The organism is Chryseobacterium sp. JUb7, from assembly GCF_024806495.1.
Lineage (GTDB): Bacteria > Bacteroidota > Bacteroidia > Flavobacteriales > Weeksellaceae > Chryseobacterium.
Window position 1 is genome coordinate 270,558 of sequence record NZ_JANUFF010000003.1, and the last position, 16,715, is coordinate 287,272.

Here is a 16,715-nt window from a genome sequence, read left to right on the forward strand (position 1 = left end):
ATAATACATAAACCAATTAAATATATATAAAAACATAATGTCGTTAATCAAGTCTATTTCAGGGATAAGAGGAACAATAGGTGGAAAAGTGAATGATAACTTGACGCCTCTTGATGTGGTAAAATTCGCTTCGGCGTTCGGAACCTGGCTTCAAAATAATAAAAATAAAAAAGATTTAACCTTAATTATCGGAAGAGATGCCAGAATTTCGGGTCAGATGGTTTCTTCTTTGGTAACAGCAACGTTACAGGGACTGGGAATCAATGTTGTTGATCTGGGACTTTCTACAACACCTACTGTTGAGATTATGGTACCGGAACTGAAAGCTGACGGAGGGATTATCCTTACTGCTTCTCATAATCCAAAGCAATGGAACGCACTGAAGTTATTAAATGAAAAAGGAGAGTTTATCACCGGAGAAAATGGAGCGGAAGTTTTAGCGCTGGCTGAAAATGAAGATTTCAACTATGCAGAAGTAGATGATTTGGGTCAATATGAAACAAGAGATGATGCTTTTGATATCCATATTCAGCAGATTCTGGACCTGCCAATGGTAGATGTCGAAGCAATTAAAGCGAAAAACTTCAAAGTCGTTTTAGACGCCGTAAATTCTACAGGAGGGATTGCAATTCCGATGTTATTGGATAAACTAGGTTGCGAAACCGTAAAATTATATTGCGAGCCGACAGGTCATTTTCCTCACAATCCTGAGCCATTGAAAGAGCATTTAGGAGATATCTGTGAATTGGTGAAGAAAGAAAATGCTGACTTAGGAGTGGTAGTAGATCCTGACGTTGACAGATTGGCTTTGATTGATGAAAAGGGCGAAATGTTCGGGGAAGAATATACTCTGGTTGCTGTAGCAGATTATTTACTGAAAAATAAAAATGGGGCAGCTATTTCAAATCTTTCTTCAAGCCGTGCGTTGAGAGACGTTGCACATACTCACAATTCAGAATATTTTGCAAGTGCAGTTGGAGAAGTGAATGTGGTTACTTTAATGAAAGAAAAAAATGCCGTAATCGGAGGTGAAGGAAACGGAGGAATTATCTATCCTGATTTGCACTACGGAAGAGATTCTTTAGTTGGTGTTGCCTTATTTCTGACTCATCTTGCCAAAGAAAATAAAACTGTTTCCGAATTGAGAGCGGGGTATCCAAGCTATTTTATGGGTAAAAAGAAAATCGAACTGACTCCGGAGATCAATGTAGATGATATTTTGGCTCAAATGGAAAAAGAATATCAAAATGAAGAAGTTTCTACGGTAGACGGTGTAAAAATAGATTTTGAAAACAACTGGGTTCATCTTCGTAAATCGAATACCGAGCCGATTATCAGAATTTATACTGAAGCTAAATCACAGGAAGAAGCAGACAGGCTAGGAGACGATATCATTGCAAAAATCAAAAGTTTGATTTAAAAAATATAACAGGAACGGGACTTTTGGTCTCGTTCTTTTTTTACAATATGTTTGAACACTTACAAAACAGATTTTCTTTCCCGAAAGATACCTGGGGAAAATACAGAAAGAACTTCACGCGTCTGGAAGTCCCTGCAAGGACAATCCTTTTAAAAGAGCATGAAATCTCACAAAATGCCTATTTTATTGAGAAGGGAATTGTAAGAGCCTGGTATAATAATGACGGGAAAGATATTACGTTTCAGTTTTTCATGGAAAATACAATGTTTTCATCACTCGAAAGCTTTCGTAAAGGATTACCCAGCATGGTTTCGTTTGAGACCATAGAATCTTGTGTTTTGTGGCAGATTGATAAGCCGACTGCAGATAAAATTTTAGAAGAAGTCTACGAAGACCCAAAATTGAGAGCTGAATTTATGGATTCTGTTTTTGAGCGGGTTTTCGACTATATGAAACATTTTTTTTCGTTTATTAAAGAAAGCCCACAGGAGCGTTATCTCAATCTTTGCAGAGAAAAACCCAATATTATCAAAAGAGTTCCCCAGCATTATATTGCATCTTATCTGGGTATTACAACCGTTCATTTAAGCCGAATTAAAAGCAAGATTTTGAAAGACAGGCTTTGAAAAGATGGAAGATGGAGGTTTCTTTGCGACTGCAATATAATTGAATGAATAAAGAACTTCTTCATTTTTAAAAGCAAAGTTTAAAAGCCTGTTTAAATTTAGTTCAAAAAATATCTAAGATTTCGACAAGCTCAGTCTGACACCGCCAAATTATACATCTAGTATCAGGATTGTCAGTCTGAGCCTGTAGAAGACTAAAGTTATTATTTGCTAAAAATCAGGATACTAAAAATATTAGAAAGAAATTTAAACAGGCTCTAATTCAAAATAAAAATACATTCAAGTGAGCAAGATCAATCAACAAGTTGATTTGATAAAGCGATGTTTTCAAGCTTCGTGAAGCAAATTTATTTGCCTTGGCCTTCTAAAAAATAATACAGAAAGAGTCACAATCTTTGCGGCAAAAAATTATTATTTCCTAAATCTTCAACTCTCAACTTCCAACAACTCATAACAAATGTTATTGCACTTTGAGTCGCTTTCAAAATAATTTTGTATTAAAATATAAAACAAATGAAAGCAGCAGTAGTATTTGAAAAAGGAGGTATTCCACAATATGCAGATTTCCCTGATCCGATAATTAATGATGATCATGAGGCTCAGATTTTTGTAAAAGCAGCATCTATCAAACACCTCGACAGAGCCCGGGCCAGTGGTAAACATTATTCCACAGAAAATAAAGAACATCAGCCAGCTATCATCGGCAGCGATGGAGTAGGATTTCTCGAAAATGGATCTAAAGTTTATTTTTTTAGTAAAAAAGGTACTGTTGCCGAAAAAGCAGTGGCTGATAAAAAGATGATCGTTCCCATTCCCGAAGAACTTGATTTTGCGGTTGCGGCAGCATTGCCGAATGCTGTGATGGGATCAGCAATGGGGCTGAAGTTTAAAACGAAATTAAAGGCCGGAGAAACGGTTCTTATCAATGGGGCAACCGGAATAACAGGGAAAGTAGCGATACAGATCGCTAAGTTATATGGTGCTGAAAAGGTGATTGCTACAGGAAGAAATAAGGAAGCTCTGCAATCTTTACTTGATTTGGGAGCAGATGAGGTGATCTCTTTGGAGTTAAATGAGGAAGAATTTAAGCGAAAAATTAAAGAGATACATGATAATACACCTATTGATGTGATCGTAGATTATATCTGGGGTCGTTCCGTAGAAAATATTTTATCCGCTTTAAAAGGTGACGGCACTTTTTCTCATAAAACGCGTTTGGTTTCAGTAGGAGGAATGAGTGGTGATACCATTCAGCTGTCATCACAGATTTTAAGAGGCACAGATATTCAGATTTCAGGTTCGGGGTTGGGAAGCTGGACTCAGGAAGAGATGAAATTACTCCTTTCGGAGACTATTCCCGAGATGTTTCAGGCTGCCGTTAACGGAAAATTAAAAATAGATACAGAAACAGTTTACTTAAAAGATATTGAAAGAGTTTGGGAAAGCGAAATTCCGAACAGAAAACGATTAATTGTGTTAATTTAATGATAACTCCTCTTTTTTTATCCACAATGGTTTGATTATAATCTTCTTTTCACTATCTTTAAGATAGAAATTTACGAAGATGAATGTCAAAAAAAATTCGCAACTTTGCATACATTTTGAATTATAAATTTCAGAAGTAATATTAATTTAAACAAGTTTGTCGAGGTTTGTAAGCATATTCAAACATTGGCTGACGAAGGATAAAAGTATTGGAAGAATATTTTGGAAATGAACTTGTAAAAAAGTTCGAGGAAATGATGGAAAATAATGATGAATTCTACTTTGATACAGAAGAGTTAGAAGACATTATTGTTTATTATCTGGAGCTGGGTGACTTTAATTACGCTGATACAGCGGTGAATTATGGTCTGAAGCTTCATCCCAATTCTCTGGATATCAAGATTAAAAAACTTGAAATTCTTCTGGAGTGGGAAGACTATAATACGGCAAAAGAGCTTATCGATGAGTTGAAGGGTTCGTCAATGGAGAATACCGACTTCCTGGTTTGCTATGCGAAGTATTATTCGAATTTAGGAAATCCTAAAAGATCCATAGAAATTTGTAAAAAAGCATTGGAACTGAAAGAAGAAGAAAACTTCCTTCACAACTTCATTGCGGATGAATATGTAAATTTAGGAGATCCTTTTAACGCTCTTAAACATTATAAAAAAGCTTTGAAAGAAGATCCAACGGATGAATATTCGCTGGAGAACAGTATGATCTGCTTTGCCGATTTGAATAAGAGTGACGAGGCCATTGCGTTTCTTAACGAATATCTGGATGAATTTGCCTATTCGGAAGTCGCATGGTTTGAATATGGACAGTTTTATTTCAACAGAAAGAATTATGAAGAGGCTATAAAAGGGTACGATTACCTGTTGGCCATTAACTCGAGTTCTGTTGGAGTATATGCGAATAAAGCAGCTTGCTATGAAGCATTAGGACAATACCAAAAAGCGATTGAAGTTTATGAAGAAATGCTGGAGCTTGAATATACTAAAGCTTTCACATTTTATAAAATCGGTCTTTGTTATAAAGCATTAAAACAGCCGATTGTAGCTTTAAATGCTTTCCAGAAATCATTGAGGGAAGATCCTCAGTTTTATCTGGCGATGATGGAGCAGTCTTATCTTTATGAAGAGATGGGCGGAATGTCTGAGGCATTACACTTTGCAAAAGAAGCCACTCATTTGAATGAAAATAATCTTGATTATCAAAAAAGATTAGCATTTTTATTCATTGATTCAGGGAAATTTGAAGAAAGCCTTTCTTGTCTGAAGAAATTGGTTGATGCAGAACCCTCAAGGTTCTATAACTGGTATGCTTTTTCAGAAGTACTCATGTTATTGGGTGAGTATGAAGAGGCTGTTACGATCTTAAACAGAGCTTTAAGAGCGCACGACAGGGCAGAATTGTACTATCAGCTTAGCAATTGCTATTTTAATTTAAAAGATCAGGAAAAAGGGATCGAATCTCTTCAGAAAGCTTTAGAACTGGATCCTTCTCTGGCTACGGATATGCAGAAAAAATATCCTTACATCAAAGATGAGGTGAAAAAGGTTAAGGCGAAAGTGAAAAAGAAAAACTAAAGGGTTGTAAGCTTGTGACGGAAGTCTGAAATTTTACAGCTAGACTGTTTTTTTTAAATTTAACTTAAATTTGACTCACATAAAAATCCTGCAGCAATGCAGGATTTATTTTTTTATAGTGCTTGGCTTACTTCTTAAAAAGATCAATCCTGCGATAATAATACCGGCGCCGACAAATTGCAGGATACTGAGTTTTTCACCATCCAGGAATCCCCAAATAATAGCTACAATAGGCATCAATAGAGTAACGGTCGATGCAAAAAGAGGCGTGGATACTTTTAAAAGTCTATAATTCATCATCATCGCCAGCCCTGTTCCGAAAACAGAAAGCAAACCGACAAACATAAGTCCGGTTAAATTATTTTCACTAAAACTAAAGGTTGAAAAGAAGCCCGTAAAGCTTAAAGCAATTAATGAGGGAAAAAATAATACGAAAGAAAAGACAAAGGCAGATAAAACCGTTGATGAGACTTCCATTAATTTAGATTTTACGGTGGTTGTACTTAAAGCATAGCATAAAGTGGCCAGCAGTAATAATAAAATCGGAATCAGTTTGAATTTTCCGCCTTCCCCGTCGCCTCCAAAAGCTAATAAACATACTCCGGTAAAGCTTATCATGGTCCCGATAATCTGTTGTTTCGTGGTTTCAAATTTCCATATCAAAGCACCGACAATAATCACAAAAATAGGCATCATGGAGTTGATAATTCCGGCGATGCTGCTACTCACTTCTGTTTCGGCAATCGGAAATAAAAACATAGGAATAAAGTTCCCTGTAAACGCTGCAAGCAGAAGCCATTTTAGATGCTTTTTCGGGAATAATTTATACTTTGAAATCGCAACTGGCATTAAAATAATTCCTGCAATTAAGACCCTTAAAGCGCCAACCTGATACGGGCTGAAATGCTCAAGTGATTTTTTAATCAAAATAAATGATGATCCCCAAATAATACTCAGGACGACCAAAAGAATCCATTTTTCTTTATCTGCGTTCATTGTTTTTATGTAAAATTTTTAAAAACTCCATTTTAGGAATCATTCTGGCGCCCAGACTTTCTAGGTGCTCTGTATGAGATTGACAATCAATTAACTCTATGTTGTTTTTGTTACTTTCAACAAAGTGTATAAATCCTGCTTTTGAGGCATTACTCACTTTTGCAAACATACTTTCACCGCAGAAAACATTACCGATCTGAAGCCCGTAAAATCCACCTACCAGTTCGTCATTTTGCCAGACTTCAATACTTCGTGCCAGTCCATATTCGTGTAACTGAATGAAAGTTTCCATCAATTCATCCGAAAGCCAGGTTCCTGTTTGTCCTTTTCTGTTGGTCTGCTGGCAGTTTTTAATGACTTCTCTGAAGTTTTTGTTTTCAGAAAAGGTAAATACATTGCGCTGCAGTATTTTTTTCATCGATTTTGAGATCTTCAATTCCTCCGGATGCAGTACAAATCGCGGATCCGGGCACCACCAAAGAATTTCTTCCCCGGGATTATACCAAGGAAAAATTCCCAACTGATAAGCAAACCAGATTCTTTCTATTGACAGATCACCGCCAAAAGCGATCAGGCCTTCATGGCCATCATAAATTTCCGGATCGGGGAATGAAATCTCGTTTTCGTCTAATCGAACCATTTTTTAAGGAAAAAAAATCCCACTTAAGAAAGCAGGATTAATATTTCAAGTATTATCTTTTAATTAAAAAGGTAAATCGTCGTCATCGTCTCCGGCAAACGGATTTTCGTTGGATACTGGAGATGCCGATTGTGAATGGGCAGCCTGTGTAGGTTCTGAACCGTTATCAAACACCTTTTCTACTCTCCAACCTGTAATTGAGTTGAAGTATTTAGTTTCACCTTGAGGAGAAACCCATTCTCTTCCTCTGATGTTGATTCCCACCTTTACATTCTCTCCTTCTTTTAAATTATCCAATAAATTGATCTTATCAGACAAAAATTCTATGTTTATCGGCTGAGGATACTGCTCCTGCGTCAAAATCACCATTTCTCTTTTCTGGAAACCGCTCGCAAAAGTCTGAGCATCAAATATTTTCTTTACCGTTCCTTGTAATTCCATATCATAATAATTAACGATGTAAAAGTAAGAAAATGAATCGTAATAAAGGCTACGAGAGAAAAAAAATGTAAAAATTTTAATTTTTTTTGCTAAAAAGTTTGGAGGTAAAAGAATTTATCCTATCTTTGCACCACTGAAAACGGAAAAACGAAACAAGTTCTTTTAAAAAATAAGTTTTCAGAATTAGCAACGCGGATGTGGTGTAATTGGTAGCCACGCCAGACTTAGGATCTGGTGCCGAGAGGCGTGGGGGTTCGAGTCCCTTCATCCGCACAGTATGCGAAAATAGCTCAGCTGGTAGAGCACAACCTTGCCAAGGTTGGGGTCGCGGGTTCGAATCCCGTTTTTCGCTCCACTCCATGCCCTGGTGGTGGAACTGGTAGACACGCAGGACTTAAAATCCTGTGCCTCTTTTGGCGTGCGGGTTCAAGTCCCGCCCGGGGTACTAAAACCCTCTGTAATTTTTTACGGAGGGTTTTTTGTTTTTAAGCAGGTTAAAAACAGGTGAATCTATTTCATTATCAATACCGGTTTTCTATGGTATTCCTTCATTAATAATTCAATGAAAATCTATATAAAAAAGAGAAGATATAAAATCAATGAGATTTTGTAGATTGATTGAAATAATTTTTTAAAATTTATTCTATTTCCACATGTATCCTGACTTTAAGAATTATAAATAGAATGATGGAAGTACATCTTTTATACTTCATGTGTTTTGTAAGCTGTTGTAATTGAGTATTTTGTATTTTTAAAGTGTAATTGCAGTAGTATATTTTTAATCTATCTGCAGTAAATTTGCTAAATATTTAATACAAGTAATATATATCTATTGATAATATCATTCTTGTTGTTTCGATGGATATTTCTATTAATCTACACTCAATATTTATGCAACATTTAAAAGACATCCATATGGGTTCTTTGATCCGACAGAGGGTCATTGAATGTGAGCTCGATATTTTAAGAATTTGTAATTTCCTTAAATGTGATGAAAAAGCCATAGACGAAATGTATGTAAGCAGCTCACTGGATTGCGATCTGCTCTTGCAGTGGAGTAAGCTTCTTGAGTATGATTTTTTTAGAATATATTCTCAACATCTGATCTTTTACGCGCCCCAGGCGTCTTTCAAAAATAATACTTCTACATCGGCTAATACAGCTTTACCGCAATTTCGAAAAAATATTTATACAAAAGAAATGATCGATTTTATTATAGATCTTATTCAGACCAACAGGAAGACAAAAATTCAGGTTATAAGAGAATATAAGATTCCTAAAACCACCCTTTATAAGTGGATGAACAAATACAATCTATCTGAAAATTTTGAAAAAGTAAATTCGTGATAAAAAAATCAAATCTATGATAAAACAAGACCCGAATCATAAAACGACTTCGCCGGATTATAAAAGGATTTTTAAGGATATGATAGAAATGAAGTATCCTGAAAAAAAAGAGATATGCAAAAATATACTCAGTAAAAAAGAACTGTCAAGTTTGGATATTTTAAGCCTTAACAGAAAAATATTTGGGAATGAAGATAAAGAAACGGAACAGTTTAATCAGTCTCATCGTTCATATGACAAGGAAACTATTCTTGAAATTCTTGATCATCAGAAAAAAAACAAACTGAATAATTCTGAGCTGGCAAGAGATCTCAAAATGAGTAGAAATACGATTGCCAAATGGAAAAAATTATTTTGTTCGAATTAAATATTCAGTCGAAATAATGATTAGATTAAATTTTATAGGATAAGATCTCTCAGATTTGAGGGATCTTTTATTTTTACCCATTTTCTTGTTTTCTATTAAAAAAATAAATTCTGTACCCATAAAAATACAAACTTCTGTATCTGTATCCTAGATTAATTAGGTTTTACCTTTGTTTACATAAAAGCAGGTAATATGGAAACGACTCTTCAATATCAGGATCGGCTTCAATTTGCTGAAGTCTATATATCAGACATGTCGGAGCTGAAAACTATTTTTCTTCAAAAGTTCAATGTCAGTAAGGTTAATGAAAACTTTGGAATTCCTTTTCTATTGGTGAAAAAGAATCATAAAACGGTGGCTTTTGCCAGTTTAGTGATTAATCAGGATGATGAAATTGATTTTGAAATTTATGAAACCGAACGCTGTACAAAAGAAGAAACGGATAAATTAAAAGATCAGGCAAAGACTTATTTTGAAAGAAAGGATTCAGAGAATTTTACAAACAGAGAGCAGCTTATAAGCAGTATTGCCAGAATGATTCACTGGCTGAATTCCTGATGGTATAAATCTGATCTGATTTTGTTAAATTGTACATGTACTTAAAAAGAATTGTATGTCAAGGGATGTTTTATATCTTAAAATTGCAAAATCCGTAACGGAGCAGATCCAGAGTGAGACTCTTCAGTTTGGAGACCGGCTGCCATCACTCAGAAGTGCGCAGAAACTCTATAATGTAAGCTTAAACACTGTTAAACAAGCCTATATGGAGCTTGAAAGCAGGTCTCTGGTAGAATCAAGACCCAAGTACGGTTATTTCGTGAGTCAGACTTCTCAACGTAAGTTAGAGCTTCCTTCTGTTGCTAAAATGAAAATATCTGAAGGGAAAAATACGCCTCAGGATTTAGTGGATAAAGTATTCGGAACAATTGCCGGAACAGATGTGACTCAGTTTGCCCTGGGAATTCCCGGGAAAAGTTTTCTGCCTTTAGCCAAGCTTAAGAAATCGATCGTCAATGTTATAAAAAATAAAAATGACAGCGGTACCGATTACGAACCCGTGCAGGGAAGTGTGCATCTTCGACGCGAAATGGCAAAATGGGCATTGGTTTTAGAAGGTAAAATTACGGAGGATGATCTGGTGATCACTTCCGGAGCAATGAATGCAGTGTATAACTGTCTGATGGCTGTTACCAAACCCGGAGATTCTGTAGCCGTGGAAAGCCCTGCATATTTTGGGATATTGCAGGCTATTCAGTTGTTGGGATTAAAGGTGGTGGAAATTCCTACTCACCCTATTTTGGGTGTAGATTTGGATGAATTAAAGAAAGTTCTTCCCACATTATCGGCATGCTGTTTTGTGACCAATTTCAACAATCCGTTAGGCTTTCAGATGCCGGATGATAACAAGAAAGAGCTGGTAAGGCTGATTACAGAATATAATGTTCCTCTGATTGAGGATGATATTTACGGAAATCTTTATTTCGGGGCAGAAAGACCCAAACCATGCAAATATTATGATGAAGCAGGTCTTGTCATGTGGATAGGATCTGTTTCAAAGGCTTTGGCGCCGGGATATCGGGTCGGGTGGGTAGCTCCCGGAAAATTTAAAGAGAAAATAATCCGTCAGAAAATTGTACAGACGGTTTGCAGCCCTTCACTGTATTCTGATGTAATTGCAGATTTTCTTGAGCATGGCCGTTATGATCATCATTTACGAACTTTCAGAAATAAATTATACGCCAATTATCTTCAGATTCAAAAGTCTGTAGCGGCTTATTTTCCTGATAACACAAAGGTTTCAGGACCAAAAGGTGGGTTTATGCTCTGGCTGGAGCTTGATAAAAGAATCTGCACAGAAGATCTTTATGATGAAGCCTTCAGTCAGAAAATTAATTTTGCCCCCGGGAGAATGTTTTCTCAATACAACCAATATCAGAATTGTATGCGTCTTAACTATGCCTTAGAATGGACAGATCGCGTAGAAAGTGATCTTGAAAAACTGGGTAAAATGATAAAAAACAGAATTTAATATAAAAAACAAAGCAATGAGTGATTCTAATAATGAAGTGATAATTGTGGAATATGAATCAGGATATCAAAAGGATTTCAGAAGATTGAATGAAGAATGGATCAGTAAATTCTTTAAAATGGAGGCAAGTGATTATAAGGCACTGGATCATCCTCAGGAATATATTCTCGATAAAGGAGGAAGAATTGTTTTTGCTCTTCTGAATAATGAAGTAGTGGGAACCTGTGCATTGATAAAGTCCTCTGCTGAACCCTTGATATTTGAATTGGCGAAAATGGCAGTAAGCCCGAAAGCGCAGGGTAAAAAGATTGGATATTTAATCGGTGATGCATTAATTGATAGGGCTGAAAAGATGAATGCTAAAGAAATTTTTCTTGAAACAAATTCTTCTCTTGTTCCGGCTATAAAACTCTACGAGAAACTGGGATTTAAACATGTTCCTACGGTAGACTCACCTTATGAGCGCTGCGATACAAGAATGCTTTTGAAGCTGGACCAATAGAAACAAAAAAAGATATTAGAACTTGGACCGGATGATCTTTGTTCTAATATCAAAAATGTAAATCTAATAATTACTTTAATGCGATGTATCTATTTTTTAATAAAAGTTTTTGAAAGAGATTTTGATGCCCCGATGATTTTGATAAAATAAAGACCGTTTGATAGCCCGTTGATGTCAATTTTTTCATCATAACTTCCATTGGAAGACTTTACTTTTTTTGATAAAACCAATGATCCTTTTGCGTCAATAATTTCAGCTTTCATTTCCTTTTCTTCAGATTTGAATTGAATATTGATGTTCTGAGAAGCAGGATTGGGATAAATTTTAAAATCATTAGCTGTAGCCTTGATGTCGCCGGTAGATAAGCTTCCGTTTTGACAAACAGGAATTCTATTGACTCCATCTATACCCCATGAAGACTGAACGGGGATGCACAACCAGTTTAATACCGTTGGGAAATGATCTGTTTCTCTTGTTGTGGTCAGATAATTATAAATTTTAAAAGTATTTGCAGTATTGGCACTATAAGTTGGAGATCCAGTGATTGCTGCATTATTGTTATTTGGACTAGAGTCAACCAATGTGTTTCCGGAAGTCTGATCGCACTTATAATTGGCCAGTAACTGATTATAATAAGGATGTGAAGAAGTAACATCCTGGTTGGCCCAGTTGATAATCACATCATTCGGAAGTGCTGAATTCCAGATTCTGATATCTTTAAAAGAAGCTGCTAAATTTAGATTGTAAGTATTCGTTCCATCCTGATTGATGGTTAATGGCAGCCCAGAGTCAATATTTCCGATCATATTCATTTTAGCAAAAGTTACCGGAACACCGTCTTCGTACATTGTTACCAATCCGTCTCTGTCAAAGCTTACAGCGATATGTTTCCATTGGTTGGTTTCTACTTTTCCGCCTACCAGATCTATTCTGTTGGTTCCGTCACCGATATTCATTTTAAAAGTTTGCCCTGAATATCCTGAAATGACAAAACCTTTATTTTTTCCGTTAGCCCAGTTTTTATTGCTCAGCATCACCGGATCGCTTGAATAGGCTGCATTCGGTTTTACCCAGAATTCAATCGTGAAATCCTGACCAGCCCCAAAATTGAAAGGTGTCTGATTAGCAGGCTTTGCGTAGGTTCCTGCCGGAAAGCTCAGTTGGCTGAATGTTTTGCTGGATTCTAAAACCGTTTTACTGATCTGCTGAGGCGTAAATCCGGGATTGGAATATACTGTGAAAATATCTCTTTCAGAAAGGCTTCCTCCACCATGTGAAGAATCTGTAGCTCCGTGGTCTGTCGTTAAAACAACCAGCCAGTCTTCATTATTATAAGTAGATCTTGCTTTCATAGCATTTACAATTTCACCGATATAAGTGTCTGTGGTCTGCATAGATGATACATATTGAGGCGTATTCGCATTAAATCCATAGGAGTGTCCCGCATGGTCTACATCATCAAAATCAACGAATAAAATATCAGGATTGTCATTTTGTAAAGCATTTACAGCTGCATTTTTTACCGCCAGATCACTTGCTAAATTGGTCTGTATGTCTGCATTTTGAATAATCTGGTCATTGATCGGAGCCCAATGAGCCAAAGAGATCGTTTTTAAATTCGGATTGTACGTTTCTGCTCTTGTCAGAAAATCGGGATAGTTTGTATAGTTTGGACTGGTAAAATTATTGTCCTGAACATTGTGTTTCGTATGCCAGACTCCTGTCAGCATGGTACTCCAGCCGTTTCCGCTCCAGGTTGTAGCGGCACAAAGCCCATCCAGAGAATAAATAGATTGATTGATCAGATTGTGAATGTTGGGTGTATTGGAAGACATCATGACATCCGCGCGGCAACCATCAATACCGATAAAAAGAACTTTTTTAGTCTGAGCTCCAAAAAAGCAGCTCATTAAAACAGCCATTGAGAATAGTTTTGTTTTCATAAAGTAAGAGTTTTGAAAAAAGAAAAAGTTTACAAATAGTAATTTTAATTTAATAATTGTAAAATTAATTTACTATTTGTAAACATGTGTGAACCCAATATTAATTATTTGATAATTAAATAGTTCTGATATATAAACTAAAATTGAGGCTGAATAAGTAAGCTAAAATTGAAAGAAGTAGTTTAAAGAATGTCTTCAGCCTCAGAAATTGTATTTAAAATATAATCGGGATTTGATTTTTCGAGTTCCGTTCGGGTTTGAGCTCCCGATAATACGGCGATAGTAAGCCCGCAGCCTGCATTTTTCCCTTCTTCAATATCTATGACGGAATCTCCGGCCTTTAAAACCGATTCGGGTCTAGTGATATTAAATTTCTCCATTGCAAGATGGATCATGGCGGGGCTTGGGCGGCTTTCTGAAACATCATCTGCAGTGATCATAGCATCAAAATGGACATTTTCTTTCCAGTTTAATCTATCTAAAAGTTGCTGTGCGATTTCACCGGTATATCCTGTATTCAGCACCACTTTTTTATTTTTTGACCTCATGCTCAGCAAGAAATTTTCAACTCCATCGATTGGTTTTACATCAAGATTCTGATAGGAAAGTTTTAACTGATCTGAAAAATTTTCAAAAATAGCGGATGCATCTTCTTCGTTTCCTCCAATTTCCTTTAATAAGCTGGTAATAGCTTCCAGTTTTTCCATACCGGCACAGACAGATAAAACTTTTTCTAAAGTGACATGGTAACCATAATCATTTACAGAATTCATCACTGTTTTATACACCACATTATCTTCATCGATCGTTGTTCCGGCCATATCCAGAACCAATAATTCTATATTTTTCATTTAATTTATGCGTAAATTTTATCTATATTAAATTTTGAAAAGCCTCCGCTTCCTGTCATTCCTTTCCCTCCGATCCCGGTTATAATGTGAATATTCGGAGAAGGCATATGTTCAAAAATATCCTGGGTTTTGCATTGTGAATAAATTCCAAACCATCTTCTCTGAATTTCGTAAGTAGGTAAATCGATAATTTTTTTGGCTTCATTGATCATAAATTCATCAATTTCCATATTAAGATCATAGCCAAGGTCATCAGCGTTTTTTGCATCAGCATATTCGTGTGAGTCGCCCAAAATAATTGATCCGTCAAGTGCCTGTTTGAAAAGAATATGAATTCCGAACTTCTTCTCGAAAGAATTTTTTTCCTCTGAAGCTTTAATGGGATGAAAAGAAGGACATTCTTCAAAAGCCTCGTATCTTCTGATGGAAAGACCTGTTAAAATATTTCCAGGAAGAGAATAAATTCCCTGTGGTTTTGTCTGCAACATCTGTAGCTTGCTGACTTCCAGATCACTTTCATTAAATACAGTTGGGTACAATGTTTTAAACTCATGACCGCCGCAGATGATGATTTTTGAAGCATTAAATTCGGTTCCGTCTGACGCGATAGCTATACATCCGTTATCATTTTCATAAGTTTCGGAAACAGTGGTATTGTAGAAAATTTTTAATCCTGATTTTTCCTGCAAAAGGCTGTGGAGTTTTACAATCATTTCTGCAGAATCCACGGATATTTCGTTTGGAAAAAACAGGCCTCCTTTGCAATAGTCAGAGCGTAAGCCATCATATTTTTGAATACAGTCGTTTTTTGATAAAAGAATTGATTTGTAATCGTTGTTCTTATTCATTTCATAAAGCTCTTCAATAAGCTGAAGTTCTTCATCGTTGGAGGCAATATACACAGAACCGTTTTTTCTTATCGTTAAATCTGCCTGAGCATGAAGTTCATCATAAATTTTTAAACTTTCTTTTCCGAAATTCTGCCATTTAATGTCCATTCCGGAAGGGACAACCTGTCCGAAATTTCTAACCGTTGCTCCCTGAGGTACAGAATTTCTTTCCAGCAAGGCTACTTTAAGATTTTTCTTCAGCGCATGATAGGCATGGAATGTTCCTAATATTCCGCCTCCTACAACGATTAAGTCAAATTTTGTTGTCATTTTTTAACTATAATTTTTAATTTTCGATGAATCGAAATTGATATATTGATTATTACCCGATTTGGGTTTTGCTTTTCTTCGGAATGCCAGAAAAGCAATAACCGAAGACGTTAATACAATGGCTACAATGATATAATTCAGTTTAATATAAAAATTAAGCCATGAAGTATGGGCAAATCCGAAGTTTTTGTACAGTAAAATTAAAACGCTTCCCAGATAACCAAAAGAATCCACGACGTACACCAGAAAGCCTACATTTCCTTTAATATCAAAAGCGGCGATCATTCTGTCAAAATAAATTCCGTTAAAAGGAACATAACAGATATACATCCCAAATCCGGAAAGAACCATCCACATAAACGGTGAAACCGACCCCGTCTGAAAAAGATAGGTTGAAAAGCCAACCAGAGAAACTCCTGCAAAAAGAATATAATGGTAATAAGCGAAAGCTTTTTTATTGTTTTTAACTTTCACCATGAAGCTCAAAATAAGGAGAACCATAATTGCAATGGGAATTTCCGTGAGGGTGAAGATTGAACTGTCGAATTTGATGTGCAGCCCATCCCAGATTTCACGGTTGAAATTGTCTCTGAAATCTCTTAAAATAGTTAAGCTCACATATAAAAAAGTAATGCACACGATCGGAATAAAAAACTGTTTGATGAGCTCTTTCCTGCCTTTTTTATCAAGTGGTTGTCTCTTATTTTTCAGTAAAATGTCCTCTTCCGTCGGCTGAGGGATTTTCTCAATAAGAAAACCAAATAATATTAACGGGATAATGAAAATCAATCCGGCAGAAAATGGCATCCAGAATTCTGAAATATTAAAGGTATCCATTAAAAATTTCCCGACAGATTTTGTAAACCCCGAAGAAACTACAAAGCTTGAGCATAAAAACAATCCGATAATTTCAGTGGTTTTTCTTCCTTCGATATAGGAGAAAACAATTCCCCAGATCATTCCGAGTGGTACACCATTAATAAACATAAAAATAATGTTGTAAGGAGCCGGAACTACAGCAAATCCTAATAGGGAAAGCTCTGCAACCGCAATGAAGGTGAATAAATAGAAGATTCTTTTTTCAGGTTTTAATTCTGAAATAAATTTTATTCCGATAAATTTTGAAATAAAATAGCCGACCGCCTGAGCAATTATAATTAAAATCTTATAATCGATCCCGAAATAAGAAAGACTTTCAAAAGAAGCTACTGTAAATGGTTTTCTAAAGCCATACATGCAAAAGTAGATCCCAAAAGCAGCGAATGCTGCTTTCAGGGTTACCTGTGATTTTTTATTAATGGATTGGGCCATTTTTAATT

Annotated in this window: 16 protein-coding genes and 3 tRNA genes; 12 read left to right on the top strand and 7 right to left on the bottom strand. The window is 35.9% G+C overall.

What is annotated here, in order from left to right:
- The first annotated feature begins 37 nt into the window (after positions 1–37).
- The 4 genes from glmM to M2373_RS08170 all read left to right on the top strand — a co-directional run bounded on the left by glmM (position 38) and on the right by M2373_RS08170 (position 5,120).
- Positions 38–1,420 carry a phosphoglucosamine mutase gene (glmM, locus tag M2373_RS08155; protein ID WP_259109398.1) on the top strand — a complete coding sequence of 461 codons (1,383 nt, stop codon included), beginning with the start codon at positions 38–40 and terminating at the stop codon, positions 1,418–1,420.
- A 47-nt stretch (positions 1,421–1,467) separates the two neighbouring features.
- Positions 1,468–2,046, top strand: a complete 579-nt coding sequence (locus M2373_RS08160; protein WP_259109400.1) for a Crp/Fnr family transcriptional regulator — start codon at positions 1,468–1,470, stop codon at positions 2,044–2,046.
- A 513-nt stretch (positions 2,047–2,559) separates the two neighbouring features.
- Positions 2,560–3,531, top strand: a complete 972-nt coding sequence (locus M2373_RS08165) for a zinc-binding alcohol dehydrogenase family protein (protein WP_259109402.1) — start codon at positions 2,560–2,562, stop codon at positions 3,529–3,531.
- Between the two features lie 209 nt (positions 3,532–3,740).
- On the top strand, positions 3,741–5,120 hold the full coding sequence (locus M2373_RS08170; RefSeq protein ID WP_259109405.1) for a tetratricopeptide repeat protein: 1,380 nt from the start codon (positions 3,741–3,743) through the stop codon (positions 5,118–5,120).
- A gap of 105 nt (positions 5,121–5,225) precedes the next feature.
- On the opposite strand, the gene M2373_RS08175 is transcribed toward M2373_RS08170, so the two are convergent.
- The 3 genes from M2373_RS08175 to M2373_RS08185 all read right to left on the bottom strand — a co-directional run bounded on the left by M2373_RS08175 (position 5,226) and on the right by M2373_RS08185 (position 7,197).
- On the bottom strand, positions 5,226–6,116 hold the full coding sequence (locus tag M2373_RS08175; protein ID WP_259109407.1) for a DMT family transporter: 891 nt from the start codon (positions 6,114–6,116) through the stop codon (positions 5,226–5,228).
- Entirely contained in the window at positions 6,103–6,756 is a 654-nt protein-coding gene (aat, locus tag M2373_RS08180) for a leucyl/phenylalanyl-tRNA--protein transferase (protein ID WP_259109409.1), read from the bottom strand. The genes M2373_RS08175 and aat overlap by 14 nt, the downstream gene beginning before the upstream one ends.
- A 63-nt stretch (positions 6,757–6,819) precedes the next feature.
- Positions 6,820–7,197 (bottom strand): DUF3127 domain-containing protein, encoded by a 378-nt coding sequence (locus M2373_RS08185; RefSeq protein ID WP_259109411.1) that lies wholly within the window; start codon positions 7,195–7,197, stop codon positions 6,820–6,822.
- A gap of 191 nt (positions 7,198–7,388) precedes the next feature.
- Here M2373_RS08185 and M2373_RS08190 point away from each other — a divergent pair.
- From M2373_RS08190 to M2373_RS08225, 8 genes are all read left to right on the top strand, one after another.
- A tRNA-Leu gene (locus M2373_RS08190) sits at positions 7,389–7,470 on the top strand.
- Between the two features lie 6 nt (positions 7,471–7,476).
- A tRNA-Gly gene (locus tag M2373_RS08195) sits at positions 7,477–7,552 on the top strand.
- A gap of 6 nt (positions 7,553–7,558) precedes the next feature.
- A tRNA-Leu gene (locus M2373_RS08200) sits at positions 7,559–7,642 on the top strand.
- A 446-nt stretch (positions 7,643–8,088) separates the two neighbouring features.
- The gene (locus M2373_RS08205; protein ID WP_259109413.1) at positions 8,089–8,544 is read left to right on the top strand and encodes a transposase; all 456 of its coding nucleotides are present in this window, start codon (positions 8,089–8,091) and stop codon (positions 8,542–8,544) included.
- Positions 8,545–8,560: 16 nt separating this feature from the next.
- The gene (locus M2373_RS08210; RefSeq protein ID WP_259109415.1) at positions 8,561–8,911 is read left to right on the top strand and encodes a helix-turn-helix domain-containing protein; all 351 of its coding nucleotides are present in this window, start codon (positions 8,561–8,563) and stop codon (positions 8,909–8,911) included.
- Positions 8,912–9,103: 192 nt separating this feature from the next.
- Complete coding sequence (locus M2373_RS08215) at positions 9,104–9,469, top strand: hypothetical protein (protein ID WP_259109417.1); 366 nt, start codon at positions 9,104–9,106, stop codon at positions 9,467–9,469.
- Between the two features lie 55 nt (positions 9,470–9,524).
- Complete coding sequence (locus M2373_RS08220; RefSeq protein ID WP_259109419.1) at positions 9,525–10,940, top strand: PLP-dependent aminotransferase family protein; 1,416 nt, start codon at positions 9,525–9,527, stop codon at positions 10,938–10,940.
- A 16-nt stretch (positions 10,941–10,956) separates the two neighbouring features.
- A complete protein-coding gene (locus M2373_RS08225; protein WP_259109421.1) occupies positions 10,957–11,442 on the top strand; it encodes a GNAT family N-acetyltransferase in 486 nt (161 codons plus the stop codon).
- 89 nt (positions 11,443–11,531) lie between these two features.
- Here the strand turns inward: M2373_RS08225 and M2373_RS08230 are convergent, their stop codons facing one another.
- From M2373_RS08230 to M2373_RS08245, 4 genes are all read right to left on the bottom strand, one after another.
- On the bottom strand, positions 11,532–13,385 hold the full coding sequence (locus M2373_RS08230) for a LamG-like jellyroll fold domain-containing protein (RefSeq protein ID WP_259109423.1): 1,854 nt from the start codon (positions 13,383–13,385) through the stop codon (positions 11,532–11,534).
- Positions 13,386–13,567: 182 nt separating this feature from the next.
- Complete coding sequence (locus M2373_RS08235; RefSeq protein WP_259109425.1) at positions 13,568–14,236, bottom strand: HAD-IA family hydrolase; 669 nt, start codon at positions 14,234–14,236, stop codon at positions 13,568–13,570.
- Between the two features lie 5 nt (positions 14,237–14,241).
- Positions 14,242–15,396 (bottom strand): TIGR03364 family FAD-dependent oxidoreductase, encoded by a 1,155-nt coding sequence (locus M2373_RS08240; RefSeq protein ID WP_259109427.1) that lies wholly within the window; start codon positions 15,394–15,396, stop codon positions 14,242–14,244.
- Between the two features lie 3 nt (positions 15,397–15,399).
- Positions 15,400–16,707: a DUF5690 family protein gene (locus M2373_RS08245; protein ID WP_259109429.1), complete on the bottom strand. Its 1,308-nt coding sequence runs from the start codon at positions 16,705–16,707 to the stop codon at positions 15,400–15,402.
- Positions 16,708–16,715 lie beyond the last annotated feature (8 nt).

Coding starts and splice junctions, on each gene's coding strand:
- glmM (WP_259109398.1), top strand. CDS start 38: ATGTCGTTAATCAAGTCTATTTCAGGGATAAGAGGAACAATAGGTGGA.
- M2373_RS08160 (WP_259109400.1), top strand. CDS start 1,468: ATGTTTGAACACTTACAAAACAGATTTTCTTTCCCGAAAGATACCTGG.
- M2373_RS08165 (WP_259109402.1), top strand. CDS start 2,560: ATGAAAGCAGCAGTAGTATTTGAAAAAGGAGGTATTCCACAATATGCA.
- M2373_RS08175 (WP_259109407.1), bottom strand. CDS start 6,116: ATGAACGCAGATAAAGAAAAATGGATTCTTTTGGTCGTCCTGAGTATT.
- aat (WP_259109409.1), bottom strand. CDS start 6,756: ATGGTTCGATTAGACGAAAACGAGATTTCATTCCCCGATCCGGAAATT.
- M2373_RS08185 (WP_259109411.1), bottom strand. CDS start 7,197: ATGGAATTACAAGGAACGGTAAAGAAAATATTTGATGCTCAGACTTTT.
- M2373_RS08205 (WP_259109413.1), top strand. CDS start 8,089: ATGCAACATTTAAAAGACATCCATATGGGTTCTTTGATCCGACAGAGG.
- M2373_RS08210 (WP_259109415.1), top strand. CDS start 8,561: ATGATAAAACAAGACCCGAATCATAAAACGACTTCGCCGGATTATAAA.
- M2373_RS08215 (WP_259109417.1), top strand. CDS start 9,104: ATGGAAACGACTCTTCAATATCAGGATCGGCTTCAATTTGCTGAAGTC.
- M2373_RS08220 (WP_259109419.1), top strand. CDS start 9,525: ATGTCAAGGGATGTTTTATATCTTAAAATTGCAAAATCCGTAACGGAG.
- M2373_RS08225 (WP_259109421.1), top strand. CDS start 10,957: ATGAGTGATTCTAATAATGAAGTGATAATTGTGGAATATGAATCAGGA.
- M2373_RS08230 (WP_259109423.1), bottom strand. CDS start 13,385: ATGAAAACAAAACTATTCTCAATGGCTGTTTTAATGAGCTGCTTTTTT.
- M2373_RS08235 (WP_259109425.1), bottom strand. CDS start 14,236: ATGAAAAATATAGAATTATTGGTTCTGGATATGGCCGGAACAACGATC.
- M2373_RS08240 (WP_259109427.1), bottom strand. CDS start 15,396: ATGACAACAAAATTTGACTTAATCGTTGTAGGAGGCGGAATATTAGGA.
- M2373_RS08245 (WP_259109429.1), bottom strand. CDS start 16,707: ATGGCCCAATCCATTAATAAAAAATCACAGGTAACCCTGAAAGCAGCA.